This is a genomic window from Pannus brasiliensis CCIBt3594 (assembly GCF_036688125.1).
Classification (GTDB): Bacteria; Cyanobacteriota; Cyanobacteriia; order Cyanobacteriales; family Microcystaceae; genus Pannus; species Pannus brasiliensis.
The window spans coordinates 36,405-49,977 of the sequence record NZ_JBAFSM010000040.1 but is presented as its reverse complement, the minus strand read 5'-3'; the positions used below and the strand labels follow the sequence as shown (position 1 = coordinate 49,977).

General features: G+C 51.6%; 15 protein-coding genes. 7 read left to right on the top strand and 8 right to left on the bottom strand.

The annotated features are described in order from the left end of the window. Positions 1 to 170: 170 nt before the first annotated feature. The 4 genes from V0288_RS18335 (at position 171) to truB (ending at position 3,280) form a co-directional block, all read left to right on the top strand. On the top strand, positions 171 to 836 hold the full coding sequence (locus V0288_RS18335; RefSeq protein WP_332866599.1) for a hypothetical protein: 666 nt from the start codon (positions 171 to 173) through the stop codon (positions 834 to 836). Positions 837 to 838: 2 nt separating this feature from the next. After that, entirely contained in the window at positions 839 to 1,123 is a 285-nt protein-coding gene (locus tag V0288_RS18330) for a DUF3288 family protein (RefSeq protein ID WP_332866598.1), read from the top strand. A 122-nt stretch (positions 1,124 to 1,245) separates the two neighbouring features. Beyond that, positions 1,246 to 2,301: a tRNA (adenosine(37)-N6)-threonylcarbamoyltransferase complex transferase subunit TsaD gene (tsaD, locus tag V0288_RS18325; protein ID WP_332866597.1), complete on the top strand. Its 1,056-nt coding sequence runs from the start codon at positions 1,246 to 1,248 to the stop codon at positions 2,299 to 2,301. Between the two features lie 97 nt (positions 2,302 to 2,398). Continuing rightward, positions 2,399 to 3,280 carry a tRNA pseudouridine(55) synthase TruB gene (gene truB / locus V0288_RS18320; RefSeq protein WP_332866596.1) on the top strand — a complete coding sequence of 294 codons (882 nt, stop codon included), beginning with the start codon at positions 2,399 to 2,401 and terminating at the stop codon, positions 3,278 to 3,280. Between the two features lie 178 nt (positions 3,281 to 3,458). On the opposite strand, the gene V0288_RS18315 is transcribed toward truB, so the two are convergent. The 3 genes from V0288_RS18315 to V0288_RS18305 all read right to left on the bottom strand — a co-directional run bounded on the left by V0288_RS18315 (position 3,459) and on the right by V0288_RS18305 (position 5,023). Beyond that, positions 3,459 to 4,163, bottom strand: a complete 705-nt coding sequence (locus V0288_RS18315; protein ID WP_332866595.1) for a hypothetical protein — start codon at positions 4,161 to 4,163, stop codon at positions 3,459 to 3,461. 52 nt (positions 4,164 to 4,215) lie between these two features. Next, positions 4,216 to 4,482: a TIGR02450 family Trp-rich protein gene (locus tag V0288_RS18310; RefSeq protein ID WP_332866594.1), complete on the bottom strand. Its 267-nt coding sequence runs from the start codon at positions 4,480 to 4,482 to the stop codon at positions 4,216 to 4,218. Between the two features lie 112 nt (positions 4,483 to 4,594). Continuing rightward, positions 4,595 to 5,023: an NUDIX hydrolase gene (locus V0288_RS18305; RefSeq protein WP_332866593.1), complete on the bottom strand. Its 429-nt coding sequence runs from the start codon at positions 5,021 to 5,023 to the stop codon at positions 4,595 to 4,597. Positions 5,024 to 5,130: 107 nt separating this feature from the next. Between V0288_RS18305 and V0288_RS18300 the strand changes: the two genes are divergently transcribed. Continuing rightward, positions 5,131 to 6,063 (top strand): NAD(P)H-dependent glycerol-3-phosphate dehydrogenase, encoded by a 933-nt coding sequence (locus tag V0288_RS18300; RefSeq protein WP_332866592.1) that lies wholly within the window; start codon positions 5,131 to 5,133, stop codon positions 6,061 to 6,063. Between the two features lie 14 nt (positions 6,064 to 6,077). Beyond that, entirely contained in the window at positions 6,078 to 7,004 is a 927-nt protein-coding gene (locus V0288_RS18295; protein WP_422662016.1) for a hypothetical protein, read from the top strand. Here the strand turns inward: V0288_RS18295 and V0288_RS18290 are convergent. The 4 genes from V0288_RS18290 to V0288_RS18275 form a co-directional block, all read right to left on the bottom strand. Beyond that, positions 7,001 to 8,449 (bottom strand): folate/biopterin family MFS transporter, encoded by a 1,449-nt coding sequence (locus V0288_RS18290; protein WP_332866590.1) that lies wholly within the window; start codon positions 8,447 to 8,449, stop codon positions 7,001 to 7,003. The two genes, V0288_RS18295 and V0288_RS18290, sit on opposite strands and share 4 nt — an antisense overlap. Before the next feature lie 406 nt (positions 8,450 to 8,855). Next, positions 8,856 to 9,500, bottom strand: coding sequence for a class I SAM-dependent methyltransferase (locus tag V0288_RS18285; protein WP_332866589.1), 645 nt, complete (start codon positions 9,498 to 9,500; stop codon positions 8,856 to 8,858). Positions 9,501 to 9,780: 280 nt separating this feature from the next. After that, on the bottom strand, positions 9,781 to 10,677 hold the full coding sequence (locus tag V0288_RS18280; RefSeq protein ID WP_332866588.1) for an amino acid ABC transporter substrate-binding protein: 897 nt from the start codon (positions 10,675 to 10,677) through the stop codon (positions 9,781 to 9,783). Positions 10,678 to 10,832: 155 nt separating this feature from the next. Continuing rightward, a complete protein-coding gene (locus V0288_RS18275; protein WP_332866587.1) occupies positions 10,833 to 11,144 on the bottom strand; it encodes a FeoA family protein in 312 nt (103 codons plus the stop codon). 229 nt (positions 11,145 to 11,373) lie between these two features. Here V0288_RS18275 and V0288_RS18270 point away from each other — a divergent pair, with 229 nt between their 5' ends. Next, positions 11,374 to 12,246: an MBL fold metallo-hydrolase gene (locus V0288_RS18270; RefSeq protein WP_332866586.1), complete on the top strand. Its 873-nt coding sequence runs from the start codon at positions 11,374 to 11,376 to the stop codon at positions 12,244 to 12,246. On the opposite strand, the gene V0288_RS18265 is transcribed toward V0288_RS18270, so the two are convergent. Further along, positions 12,243 to 13,460 carry a DUF790 family protein gene (locus tag V0288_RS18265; protein WP_332866585.1) on the bottom strand — a complete coding sequence of 406 codons (1,218 nt, stop codon included), beginning with the start codon at positions 13,458 to 13,460 and terminating at the stop codon, positions 12,243 to 12,245. The genes V0288_RS18270 and V0288_RS18265 overlap by 4 nt on opposite strands. Between the last annotated feature and the right edge of the window lie 113 nt (positions 13,461 to 13,573).

The following is a 13,573-nucleotide window of genomic DNA, read 5'->3' as shown; positions in this document are numbered from 1 at the left end:
ACTCCTGACTCCTGACTCCTGACTCCTGACTCCTGACTCCTGACTCCTTACTCCTTACCTACACGAGGGAGGGATTTTTCGATCGCTAATACCCGATCGCCCCGCGGGGAAGTGGCGATCGAAAGATACAATAGGGGCTGTGAGGTCACGACACGAGCGGGCGATAACTTATGACCAAAGGCAATCTAAACGATCTAATCCGTCAGGAGGTGAAAAAAGAGGTCGAATCCGAACCCTCTGCCGTCACTTCCCCGAAACGTCCGCGCGAGACGAAGAACGCGACCTTACAGACGAAGATTACCGAATTAACGAAAGATCTCGAAACCGCGGGAGAAAAAGCGAAAACCCTACAAGAGCGGGTGAATAGTCTCGAAAACGAGTTAAAACAGGAAAAAGAGCGGTTCGATCGCCTAGCGGAAGAAACGGATTCTCTCAAAACCGCCGGGGAAAAAGCGAAACCCCTACAAGAGCGGGTGAATAGTCTCGAAAACGAGTTAAAACAGGAAAAAGAGCGGTTCGAGCGACTGCAACAAGAACGCGAACAGGAACACCAATTACAAACCCTCCTCGAAGAACAAACCGCGCTCGTGGAGAAACTATCCGATCGACTGCGGGAGTCGGAAAGCGAGTTAGAAACGAGTAAAGAACTGGTCGAAAAACTCTATAAACAGATTCAAACCCTAGAAAAACCCGCCGCGAAACTGGAACCCGCGCCGAAACCCGCGGTTAAAAAACCTAGCCTGTATAATTTCGAGATGAGGACACTAGCGCGCTACGTCGCTCCCACCCCCGCGTCTACCGAGTTAACCGATAAAGAAATCGGCTGGTTTGATTAAAAATGGCGAATTTACAGGAACAACAACACCCCCAACAAAAACCCGATCGAGAAGTCGTGAATTCCCTACTCAAAGGCGAACCTAACGATATGAATATTGCAGAGTGCGCCCGTCTGCGGATTCGCTATCAGGGTTTCCCCGGCGCGCGAGATATCCAGCGCGATCTAGAGTTAGTCCTACAAAACTGGCAGATAACCGAAGCCGAACTTTTCGAGAAAACCCGACTCCTCCACGCTAAAGGACATATTTACCGAGTTCGCCAAGAAGATCAACAGGATTGGAGTTAATCGGTAGCCACGGGGATTAATTATCATGGTTAACGCCCTCCTGTTTCGTGCCTTTTGCTTTTTGGTGGATTACGCTTCGCTAATCCACCCTACGGTCTGCCTCCTGACTCCTGACTCCTCCCATGTCCACTATTCTCGCCATCGAAACCAGTTGTGATGAAACGGCGGTCGCTATCGTCGATAATGAACGCGTGTTTAGTAGTGTCGTCGCCTCTCAAATCGACCTCCATCGCGCCTACGGTGGGGTAGTGCCGGAAATGGCCTCGCGGCAACACCTGGAAACGATCAATTTCTGTCTGGAAAAGGCGTTACAGGAATCCGGATTGGATTGGGACGGTATCGATGCGGTGGCGGCTACCGTCGCGCCGGGATTGGTAGGGGCGTTGATGGTGGGCATGACGACGGCGAAAACGTTAGCGATCGCGCGACGGAAACCTTTTATCGGCGTACATCACCTAGAGGGACATATTTACGCCTCCTATCTCGCCGAACCGACCTTAAAACCGCCTTTTCTCTGCCTGTTGGTATCGGGCGGACACACCAGCCTGATCCACGTTAAAGATTGTGGCGATTACGAACAATTGGGGACTACTAGAGACGACGCGGCCGGGGAGGCTTTCGATAAAGTGGCGCGGCTGTTGAAGTTGAGTTATCCGGGAGGGCCGGCGATCGATCGATCGGCCCGAGAGGGCGATCCTCAGGCGTTTTCCCTACCAGAAGGCAAAATTTCCCTACCAGACGGCGGTTTTCACCCCTATGACTCCAGTTTTAGCGGTTTAAAAACGGCGGTCTCGCGATTGGTACAGAAATTGGAAAGCGAGGGCGCTATCCCCGTCGCCGATCTGGCCGCTAGTTTTCAGGAAACCGTCGCCCGTAGTTTAACCCGAAGAGCGATCGCCTGCGCCCTCGATCACGGTTTACAATCGATCGCTATCGGGGGAGGAGTCGCCGCGAATAGCGCCCTACGCACGCGTCTACAGGCCGCCGCGGCCGAACACGACATCACCGTGTATTTTCCCCCCCTCAAACTCTGCACGGATAACGCCGCCATGATAGCGCGCGCCGCGGTCGATCACTTCGATCGGGGTCGCGTGTCCCCCCTCTCTCTGGGAGTGAAATCCCGTTTGCCGATCACGGATGTATTACAATTGTACGAGCCGTCAGCCGTCAGCCAATAGCCGATAATGGGAAATTATTGGGAATTAAATCTCTAAAAACTGATAGCTTACGGCTAATATCCTCCTGCCTCCTGCCCTCTGCCTCCTGCCTCCTACAATGCTCGGTTTTGTCAATTTAGATAAACCTTCCGGCTGGACTTCCCACGATTGCGTGGCGAGGGTGCGGCGTATTCTGAAAACCAAGCGCGTCGGTCACGGGGGAACCCTCGATCCGATGGCGACGGGGGTTTTGCCGATCGCCGTCGGCAACGCTACCCGATTATTGTCCTATTTACCCGATAAAAAGGCGTATCGGGCGAGGATTCGCTTCGGAATGACCACGAATACCGACGATATCGAGGGGGAGGTAATTCGATCGAACCCCTGTCCCGATCTCTGTCTAAAGACAGTTGAAACTTATTTACCGCGCTTTTCGGGATCGATCGAACAGATCCCGCCGATGTTTAGCGCGATTCAGAAAGACGGTAAACGGCTCTACGAACTGGCGAGAAAAGGAGAGATTATCGAGGTTCCGCCCCGGATCGTGGAGATTTACGGGATAACGGTTTTAGGATGGACGGAAGGGGAGTTTCCCGAATTGGAAGTCTCGATCGAGTGCGGTGGCGGAACCTATATTCGATCGATCGCGCGGGATCTCGGCGATCTCGTCGGCGTGGGAGGCACGTTAGCGGGGTTAATCCGTACCCGAAGCTGTGGGATGGAGTTAAGCGACAGCATCACCCTAGAAACTCTCGCCGCGGCGGATATCCACGAGATTTTGCTACCCCCGCGAGTCGCGTTACAGGGGTTAGAATTCCTGCGATTGTCCCCGGAGAGTTCGATCGATTGGTTCCACGGACGGAAAATCGCCCTGGAGGGGGGAGAGAAAGGCGCGTTTCGGGCGATCGAGTCGGAAGACGGCAAATTCCTCGGCATCGGCCAGATCGCGGGAGACGACGAAAGTTGTTATTTACAGCCGAAAGTCGTTTTAGCAGAATGAATTTTTCGGGAAAGAAAGGCGCGGGTTTCCTTTTCGATTCTTCGGTTTGGAGTACGCGAGAGCGAGGGTTGTAAGGGATAAGACTGCTTGCAAAAGTGAAGCTCGCAAATCAAATTTAATCCAAAAGAGAATCGCCCGCTTTACCGACTTTTTTCCCGTCATGCCGGAGAGTTCATAATTAGCGATCGAACGAGGGAGGAATTCGGGACATCCAGACGAGAATGCCGAGAATTCGATCGATCGGCGGCAGGGGATAATCGGTGAGATCGATAGTAACCGTAGTTCCTTCCAACTGTAAGAAACGCCATTGCGTCCCACTGGTAACACAACCGTAAATCGTCGGGATCGCCTGACCTCTGGCCTCGTTAAATTGTTGCGCCGCGACCATTTCCGCGACACATTGACCGATTCCCGTTTTTAGATCGGCTTTTTTCGCCTCGACGATAATTACCGCGGGCGCTTCGATTTCCAAAAGTTCGGGAGAGAGACTGATGAGAAAGTCACAAACCCCGCTTAATCCCCGCGCGGGATCGACGGTGAAATCTTCCCCGGAAAAGAGGCTGATCTGGCGTTCCAGATGTTTTCTCACTTCTAGCAGAACGGGACTGATAATTAATTCCGATCGAGCTTTTCCGCTTCCGGTCGCCACGGCTAACGGTAGGCTTTCCTGTAGAAATTCGCTCAGGGTAGTAGAGGGGGTAATCGGTTCGATTTCCGGGAAAAAAGACACCCCCTCGACGGTGTTGATGCCGAAAGCATTTTTAACTTTGCCGATGCTAGTAAAGTCACTGTAGGACATAAGAAGAATTGATGACATTTCATCTCGATCGGGAAGCATCGATCGAAAGAGATCGCGATCGGTGATCATAAGGTTATCGCCCATTTTCCCTCTCGATCTTCGCTCATATTTGTAAATTTACCGCCGAGCCGATAGCTTACTGCCATATCATCTCGTCTTCGGAATCGGGGCGCGCCATTTCGGTCATCGTTTTCCAACCGGCTTCCCAGATTTCCGGATCTTTCAACTGTTTCGCGTTGATCCAGAAACGAGCGCTCGGATCGCAGGAAGCCACCAACTCCGCGAAAACCCATTTTCCCTGATCCCGACGGTTAACAACCTGAAAATGTCGCCATCCGAGCGTTTTCTGTTTCGCGGTCCATTTCGATCCCAGTAGGAAGGGGAATTTCTGTTTGTTGGCCATTTTCGCGCTCTCCTATTTTTTCCCGCTAGAAATCTATCCGGCTCTCTCCCGGTGGGATAAGTTAATTTTATACGTCGGTTAACCCTCTCCGTGTCCTCCGCGGTGAATCCTTTCACGGTCGAGGTCGAATTCCGTAATCCCGATAGCGGCGATAATCGGCGAGAATACGAGCGTGGTCGAAGCAGAGCGGTTCGGGAAACTCCCAGACGTGGAAAACGCCGACATTTTTCGCGTCATCGGCGGCGATCGGTCTTCCTTGAGCTACGGCGATAAAAACCACGCTGATCGTGTGTTGCCGGGGATCTCGATCGGGATCGGAGTAGACTTGAAATTGCTCGATTAATTCCACCTCTAGATTCACTTCCTCCAAAGCCTCGCGAATCGCCGCGGTTTCCACCGATTCGCCGTAATCCACGAATCCGCCGGGAATCGCCCAGCCGTAGGGGGGATTCTTCCGCTCGATCAGCACGATCGGCCGGTGGGGCGAGTCCAGAAGTTCGATGATAATATCGACGGTGGGGGTGGGATTGCGGTAGGTCATAGGATTGGGTAATGGGTAGGGTAGGTTAGCGAAGCGTAACCCACTAAATAGCAGAAATAACCGATCATTACTTTATAGTAAGTTTTCGCGCGCGGGAGTGAGGGAATTTGAACGGAAAGGCGAAAGTGGTGACGATTATCGGCGCGGGTGCCTGGGGGACTACCCTGGGAAATCTCGCGTTCCAAAATCGATCGAGCGTGTATCTCTGGTCGCGGCATAGTGGCGAGGATCTACGCTCTGTAGTGTGTACAGCCGATGTGGTCGTTTCTGCGGTCTCGATTAAGGGGGTTCCCCCGACGATCGAGAAATTACAGAAAATCGGTTTACCCGAAGGAACGATCCTGCTCACGGCGACGAAAGGACTCGATCCGGTGACGACAAAAACCGCTTTTCACCTCTGGCGCGAGGCTTTCCCGAATTTTCCGCTCGTTGTCCTGTCGGGGCCGAATCTGTCGAAGGAGATCGATCGGGGTTTACCGGCCGCGACGGTGGTATCCAGTTACGAGAAAACCGCGGCGGAAACGGTACAATTTTTATTCGCCTCGGAAAAATTCCGCGTCTATATTAATGATGATCCGTTGGGGACGGAATTGGGCGGGACGTTGAAAAATGTGATGGCGATCGCTTCCGGCGTTTGTGATGGTTTACAGTTGGGAACGAACGCGAAATCGGCTCTTTTAACCCGCGCTCTGCCGGAAATGGTACGGGTGGGAACCGCGCTCGGCGGACGCGCGGAAACGTTTTTCGGGCTGTCGGGTTTGGGGGATTTACTGGCGACCTGTAATAGTCCCCTATCGCGGAATTATCAGGTCGGTTATCAATTGTCTTTAGGCTTATCTTTAGCGGAAATTTTAGAACGGCTAGAGGGAACCGCGGAGGGAGTGAATACCACCGAGGTTTTGATTAGAATCGCGGGAGACAAGAATTTATACGTGCCGATAGCCGTTCAGGTTCACCGACTTTTACAGGGGGAAATCACTCCCGCGGAGGCGGTGACGGAATTGATGCGACGGGATTTAAAATCGGAATTCGATCGATGATAGGTGATTTTTTCATGCTCGCGGGTTTCTGTCTGTCCGCTTACGCCATTGTCGCCAATGACGCGCTCCAAACGCTAGGAACTTTTATCAGCGCGAACGAGGACCGTCCCTGGTGGGTTCTCTGGCTATACACGAGCTTTATTCTGGCGACGATTTTTATCGCGGGGTGGTATTTTAATCGGGGGGATGTGGCTTACGGGAGATTAGCGATCGTCCCGTTTCCCGAAACCTTCACCTGGATCTATATTATCCCCCCACTAGCCATTTTAATCCTGACGAGTTTCGGAATTCCCGTTAGTACGACGTTTTTAATCCTAACGGTTTTCGCCCCGCAAGCCCTCAATGAGATGTTAAGTAAATCGGCTTGGGGTTATCTGTTGGCTATTTTTGTAGGATTTTTATTATATACAATTATCAGCCGATGGGAAATGTTTTTTCTCGAAACCGTCGGCAAAGAACAGGGAAAAGTCTGGATTATTTTACAATGGATTTCTTCGGGATTCCTGTGGAGTCAATGGCTCGTTCAGGACTTCGCCAATATTTTCGCCTATTTACCGAGAGAGTTAAGTATAGAATGGTTGCTCGGTTCTCTGGTAGTAATGTTATCCCTACAGGCGATCGTGTTTATCAATCACGGGGGAAGAATCGAGAAAATCGTCACCGATAAAACCAATACTCACGATCCTCGATCGGCGACGATTATTAATTTTATCTATGCCTCGCTCCTACTCTTTTTCGTCAGTTACAATCATATTCCTATGAGTACCACCTGGGTTTTTCTCGGATTGTTGGGAGGTAGAGAGATCGCGTTAACGATCGATCGGGCCGATCGATCCCTCCGGGAAACGGGAAAAATCGTCTCGATCGATATTTTGAAAGCGGCGATCGGGACGGGGGTTAGCGTGGCGATCGCCCTAACCTTACCGCTCTTGAATTCCTAATTTTCTGTCGAGCGTAATTTTTCCCCACCATCGAGAAATTCGGGGACGAGATCGGGAATAAAAGAAGCCTCGCCGATCGAACCGGTGGCGTGATGTTCGTAGACTCCGGCCGGGGGGAAAACATTATCGATCGATTGCGGATCTCCGGAGGGTAGCCAGCGGATCAACGGTAACGGTAATAGGGTAGAAACATTCGCCAGTACCACCAGTAACCAGAGGTTTTGAAAATCCGTTTCCGTCACCCCCAACCAATGGGTTAATAACGCTCCCAATTCCTGCGAGACTAATCCGGCCATATTATAAATCGACATTAATAACGCGAATAAAGAAGCCTCGATCCCCACCGGACACAGACGAGCGGACAATACCAAAATCGGTAAAAACGCGATCTGTCCCATGACGGTCAGAATTAAACTATCGCCGAGACTGAACCAATGATCGTCGATTCCTAGCGATCGATTGGTATGGGTGACGAGTAATAAAGTCGTCATCCCCAAAAGGGAGGAAATGACCGTACTCCAGCCTAAAATTACCCGGAAAGAAATCGATTTTAAAAAATGTTGGTAAATCCAGATTCCCAAGAGAGAGGCTAAACTCGTCACCAAGCGCACCCGTCCTAAAAATTCCGGTTCAAAGCCTAGCTCGTTAGTTGTGAAGTAGAAAAAGGCCGAATCGGCACTAGGGGTCGCTTGCCAGAGGAAAATAAACGCGGTGGGCAATAAAATCGATTTTTGCGTGATCGCCCGCCATAATTGCCCGATCTGCTGTTTCACGCCGATCGAGGACGTTTCCGAAGCGGCGCTCACTCTCTCCTCGACGATCAGAAAAGCCATCGCGGACGCGATCAGGGGGAAAAGCGCGGTAATGTCGAAGATCGATCGACTGCCTAGATGTTCCAGTAACCAACCGCTGAGGTACGCGGTGATCAGTCCTCCCACGGCCGAGATCCCCCAGGTCAGCGATTGAAGCGATCCCGACCGGGTGAGCGATTCCCTTCTCGCTCTCTCTACTACGAGCGAATCCACGATCACGTCACCGATCGCCACCGATAGGGAAGAGAAGAGAATCGCCAAGGTCGCTTGCCACGCGGTCTCTACCACCGTCGCCAGCGCTAACCACGCGAAACAGCCCATCATTCCCGATAAAATCAGGTAGGGACGACGACGGTAGCCGAAAATCGGTAAACCATCGGAGATAAAGCCGAAAAGCGGTTTCACGACCCAGGGGAGCGCGGCCACACCGATGAGCGCGCCCATTTCCGCCGGGCTGAGGCCGAGATCGTCTTTGAGGAAAAAACTGACCGCGAGCCGCGCCAGTCCAAGAATTCCCTGCACGAAGTAAACCCCGAGAATGGCGAATAATTCCGGGGTCGGCTCGTTACCGAACAGGAGATTTTCTTTGAGGAAGGTTTTGAAGCGATCGATTTTAGAATGGGAAACGAACATGAATATTCATGAATTTTTATTACTGCTTACTATCATAGTGATCGATCTATCGATCGGCCACGAACGGAAGGATAGAGCGAATACAGATAAAGAAAAATTTTTTGTTTTCGTTTCAAGCATTAAAAATCGTGATGGCGAGATTCGATCGGATGTGTTAGTGCCGATCGGGGACAAGACGGCTGAAATCGTTACGGTAGAAGTCTTCCGGGGGGTCGGGAGCAAAACGCCGGCCCGGCCGGGGCGAAAAAGTTCGCTCTGTCCGTCCCGCTTATCGAGGAGAATTTTGCCGGAGCTTTTTTGAAATCCCGAGTCTTTCTATTGGCTTTCGAGCGGGACTCGATCGGGGTGATGGAGGTACAATCTCGAACTCTTTAGCGTGTCGGCCCGCGATCGACCCGTTTTTCCTTTATTTTTGAGCGACCACCCAAGAAACGATCTGCCATCGCTCCGAATTGGTCATCGCGATTTTATGTAAGGGGTGCCACTCCGCGTCGGGAATTCCCTCTCCCCACAGACCGACCCAGGGGATAAACCACGCGTAGGGATTCCCCCATCCATCGACATCGATCACCCGAGAGAAATTGTGACAGAGAAGTTTCAATGAATCCGGAGAAAATCGCCAAAAATCACACGGCGCGCCATGTTTAGGGTACATGAAAACGGTGGTATGAATCGCGATCCCCCCCGGTTTCAGAACCCGGTAAGTTTCATCGATCGCTTTCTGGGGACTCCCTTCAACGTGTTCGAGAACTTGATCGCTAACCACGAAATCGAACTGATTATCTTCAAAGGCTAGATCGATCATATTATATTCGGGATAATTGGCTTTAATCATTTCCGAATTATCCACGTCCAACATGATATTACATAATCTATTCGAGTTACTAATCGAAAGAATCTTGCCTTGGCGATTTTGATCCTTTAAGACATTCGCCAAATGTTTATACATATAGTATCGGGTAAAATTCGGCCCCCGTTTTTCCGTTTGCATCGACAAGAGCAGTAATCTTCTCAAGGCTCTTTTGGGAAGAGTGATCGGATTCATATCCATAGGTTTTATCCTTTAATAATAGATAGAATACGCCCAGTATAATCAATGAGGATCTGTTTGGCAAGGAAAGCGATCGGGCCGAGGATTCGATCGAAAAAATCCCGAGAATAACGCGACCGACACCCCCGAGAGAACGCGCTGACGGAAGGGGAAAACCGTGGGAATTTCGTATCCCGGATCGAACGGCCGGCGATCGGGGTACAAGAGGGTTCGAGTCCCGATCGAATGTTTCCCCGTTTTCCCCCGAGCGCGGGCCGATTAGAACGCGAGAAAATCGGGATTAGTTATCCGTCAGGGGAATCCACTCGTAACTGTTGACGATTCCCTGAAAATACTCGTTAATCGCCTCGCGGGAGTAGGGAACCGCGCCATCCTCCCCGAACCATCGATCGAGGATCGCGACCGATCGCTGTTGGTCGCTGACGATCCCTTCCATAAAACGCACGAGACTATAATTCACCGTATCCCGCCATTTAGAATCATCTTGCGGCAGGGTACAGGCGTAGGACTCGTAAGCGTAGGGATATTCGGGGACGATCTCCAAATTACCGCCGCTCGGGGAACTTTTCCGTAAACCTTCGAGGGTGATCCCGTCACTGGCGAACGCGTCGATTTCCCCGGCCTCCAGTTTTTTTAACCCCTCGTTCCGATCTTTGACCGGTACGAGAATGGCGGCCGGTTGTTGGGTTTTGATCGCCGCTTCGTTGGTGGTTTTGGGGATTACCCCGACGCGTTTCCGGTCTAGACTATCGATCGATCCCAGTCCACTGCCTTTTTTCACCAGTATCTTGGTTCCGTTGGCGAAATAACTGACCGAGAAATCCACTTCATTCTCGCGCTTCCAGGTGAAGGTAGTGGAACCGCACTCGATGTCGATACTGCCATCTTTAATCTTTTCCAGGCGATTTTGCGGTGTTACCTCGACCAGTTTCAGTTTAATCGGTTTTCCGAGACGGCGCTCGGCTTCCTTGCGGATTAATTCCAACATATCGAGGGAATAACCCACCCATTTCCCTTGAGAGTTCACGTAACCGAAGGGGATCGCGTCCTTTCTCGCTCCCGCGGTAATCGTTCCCGTTTTCTGGATGCGATCGAAAATACTGCCCGCTCGCGTCGGTAGGGGAACCATCGCGGTCACGGCGAGCGTGATTAAAATCGCGGTCAACTGTCGTTTCATGTCTGCCTCACTCCACACGTTCCCGGAATTGTGACCGATCGGATCGAGGGAGAGTTTCCCGCGGCCGGAAATTCCGATAGCTCGCGAGCGACAAAATCGATCGCCGGGTGGGTTAGCATCGCGTACCCCACCGAAAAGCTTTCCGGCTAACGGAATCAGAGGGGTTTGACGAAAATCCGATCGATGATTCCCGCGCCGATGCCGATCTGTCTTTCCCCGAGTTGAACCATTACCGAACCACTCGGGGTTCGACTCAAAACCCGGATCTCCGCGCCGACGCTCAATCCCGACTTCTGGAGGTCGCGATCGTCGTATCCCTCGACCCGCACTCGATCGCCCACCCGCATCTCTCTTAGGGTAGAAATCGTGTCCGGGTTTCGCTCTCCCGCGGTTCCCCCGATATACGCGAATTTCCAGGCGGGATTGTTCTGAATCGATGTTTTTCCGTGACTGAAGACTGAAATCATGGTGAATTTCCGATTTTCTAGCGTTAGCCTGTCTCTAGCACCCGATATTTACAATATTAGCACTGATTTCTAAGACTTCTCAGTAAGCTTTCTCTTATTGATAACACGGGAAGCCGGGAGCGGATCGATCGAGGTAACAATCCGTTCAGATTTCCCCACCGCGCCGATACCTCTCGCGATTCCTCCCCGGCGAGGGCGATCGGTTAGAGTGAAAATAAAGGTAATTTCTATGGCCACTCTCAAGCACCGTAGACCGGAGAACGTGACGGGGGATTTTTACGTCGATTCTAGTTGTATTGACTGCGATACCTGCCGTTGGATGGCTCCTAGCGTCTTCCGCGAGGAGGGGGAACAGTCCGCGGTCTACCACCAACCGATCGACGCGAGAGAACGCGAACTCGCGCTACAAGCTTTATTATCCTGTCCCACCGGATCGATCGGCACGATCGAGAAACCGATCGATATCACGAAAGTTCAAGCGGATTTTCCGTTAAATATCGAGGATAATGTCTACGATTGCGGTTATCACTCGGAATCGTCCTTCGGCGCGACCAGTTATTTGATCCAACATCCGTCCGGGAATATTTTAATCGATTCTCCCCGTTTTACCCCTCCTCTGGTGAAGCGTTTGGAAGGGATGGGGGGAATTCGCTGGATGTATCTGACCCATCGGGACGACGTGGCGGATCACGCGCGATTCCACGAGTATTTCGGGTGCGATCGCATTTTGCACGAGGACGATATCACGACCGATACCCGCGACGTGGAGATTAAACTGACGGGGGAAGAGGCGATCGAGTTTCTGCCGGACGCGCGGATTATTCCCGTCCCCGGCCACAGTAAAGGACACACGGTACTGTTATATCGAGATAAGTTCCTGTTTACCGGCGATGATCTGGCTTGGTCGGACGATTCGGGTCAAATTATCGCTTTTCGGAATTATTGTTGGTATTCGTGGTCGGAATTGGTGCGATCGAATCGGAAACTCTTAAATTATCGCTGGGAATGGTTACTTCCGGGTCACGGCAGACGGTTCCACGCGTCCGCGGAGAGAATGCGCGAGGAGTTTCAAAAATGTCTCGCGTGGATGGAAACGGTTTAACTTTCTAATAAATCGATCACGGCTTTCGGGGATAATTTATCTTTAAACCAGATCAACCGCGTCGGTAGGTCTTGGAACTTCACTCCCGCCTTTTCCAGATTCAAGCGCTCGGATACCGCGAGAATGAGATTATCCGACTCGATCGATTTAGCCTGCCAGAACTTTTTCTGTAAATATTCCGGTCGCCAGTAGCCGACAATTTCTAACAGAAAATCCCGGCCGTCGGGATGGACGATGCGGAAATCGGGAATCATCACGCTACCGCGTATCGGCAGGAGATCCACCTCTCTTTCGAGCTTCCACTCGGTTTTCAGTTGTAACCAGCGTTTCGCGAAAGATTCCTCCAGTAAACTATCGTAGGGTTTACCCGGCGAATAATGCGACACCAGACCGCAACTATCATCGAGTCGGAATCTCTGCTTTTTAATCTCCCCGGAATAGGAATCTTTATACTGTAACCGCGCGTCTAAACTCCAGTGGGTGACGTGTAGAAGCGCGGGAATCACTTTAGCGATTTCCACCCCGTAGCGCGTGTTCGTATGGAATAAACTGGTCGGCCCGTCGATGGTGATAGTAAATCCGGTGTCCGCGTCTCCCTCGATATAGGTCATCAGCCGGAAAAGTTTCAAGTATCGAAAGAGATATTTATACTCGCCGGGGTCGTTGCGATGGACGTGGATGGTAATATGACTGGCGCGGTAGAAAACGCCCTGAATTTGCGAGAGATTGAAACGGTGGACGAGATCTTCGGGGGTGGGGGCATCGAATCGGGTGAGAATTCGATTTTCGGCGAGATCCGCGTAAAGACCGTTCTCGATGTCTTCGGGAAATACCTCCCGCGTTAACTCCTGACTCAGTTGCGTGGCGAGGGTTTCCAGGACTCTCGATCGATTGAACGGAACCGGTACGATCGAGGAAGCGCCCGCGAACACCCGTTTCCGCAGTTCCGGCGGGTCCAGGGGGCTGATAATCTCGAAAGTAGAAAAGTGATTACTTAAGAGATGGGCGAAACCCCGTTTCAGTTTATAGTCGGGGCTATCTCCCTCTAGAGCCAGGAGTTTGCGATCGAGTTCCCCCCGTGTTTCGCCGACACTATCTTGAAAACAGGCGATTCCCTCCCGCGCGAGGTCGAGATTCGTCTCGTTCACCGGTAAGCGTTTCGGGATAATCGTTTCCCCGTTGACGCGGGAGATCAGTAAATCGCTCGGTAACATGGACTTCTCGCGGGATTAAGGATGCGGTCGGCGGTCGAAGGGCGAACCCTTGCATAACCTCAAGGATTTAAAAATGACAAACAAAAGTATACTAGGGTAAAGTTTTATTCCCT